We start from the raw sequence: 918 nt of genomic DNA, 5'->3' as shown, positions 1-918 counted from the left end.
AACGGTGCTCTTGCTGGTCTAGTTGCGATTACCGCTGAACCTGCTGATCCATCTCCACTTCTTGCTACTATCATCGGTGCAATCGGTGGTGTGATCGTAGTGTTCTCAATCGTAACGCTCGACAAGCTTAAGCTTGACGATCCAGTCGGTGCGATCTCTGTACACGGTGTTGTTGGTCTTTGGGGTATCTTCGCGGTTCTTCTATCAGACGCAGACGCTACGTTCATGGGTCAGCTAGTAGGCGCATTGACTATCTTCGTATGGGTATTCGTAACAAGCTTGATCGCTTGGGGCGTCATCAAAGCAGTGATGGGTCTTCGAGTATCAGAAGAAGAAGAGTACGAAGGTGTCGACCTTTCAGAGTGTGGTATGGAAGCGTACCCAGAGTTCACTAAAGACTAATTCGTCCTTAGCCAACTCGTATAAAAAAGGCTCCCAAATGGGAGCCTTTTTTCTGCCTATAATTAAAAACTAGTTCTTTAGAAACTTGCGCATGAGTTCTGCTGTATATTCAGGCACTTCTATCATGGCAACGTGTCCAATTCCCTCAAGAACAACTTTTTGTGAATTCGAAACAAGCGCTGCATATCGATCAATATTTTTCACATTAATCGCTTTGTCTTGGTCTCCCCATATGATCAGCGTTGGCGCCGAAATGTTCTTGTACTCTTTTTCTAGACCAAGCTCCATATCTGAACGAATATCCGCAAAGATCTTTTTGTTTATTTCAGCGCGAGAAACAGACACCTCAGCCTCCGCTTTTGCGATTGCCGCCGGAATAAACGGTTGCTCAGACATGACAAAATCCAAAAGCGTGTAAAACTGCTCCTCACTCTCTGGGATCAACGGATTCTTTCCTTCTTTTAGCAGAGCGTCCATTTCGGATGGAAAATCATGCACCCCTGCAGGACTTATGAG

Annotated in this window: 2 protein-coding genes; one reads left to right on the top strand and one right to left on the bottom strand. The window is 45.5% G+C overall.

Features of this window, described 5'->3' with window-relative positions; translation table 11 throughout:
- Positions 1-402, top strand: a 402-nt coding sequence (locus A3750_RS24150; protein WP_369819982.1) for an ammonium transporter, incomplete at its 5' end; no start/stop codon positions are given.
- A gap of 69 nt (positions 403-471) precedes the next feature.
- Here the strand turns inward: A3750_RS24150 and A3750_RS24145 are convergent.
- Positions 472-918, bottom strand: a 447-nt coding sequence (locus A3750_RS24145) for an alpha/beta fold hydrolase (RefSeq protein WP_156498910.1), incomplete at its 5' end; no start/stop codon positions are given.

It is taken from the genome of Oleiphilus sp. HI0079 (assembly GCF_001635105.1).
Note: the sequence above shows the minus strand (reverse complement) of the source record. Positions and strands in the feature narration are given on the sequence as shown.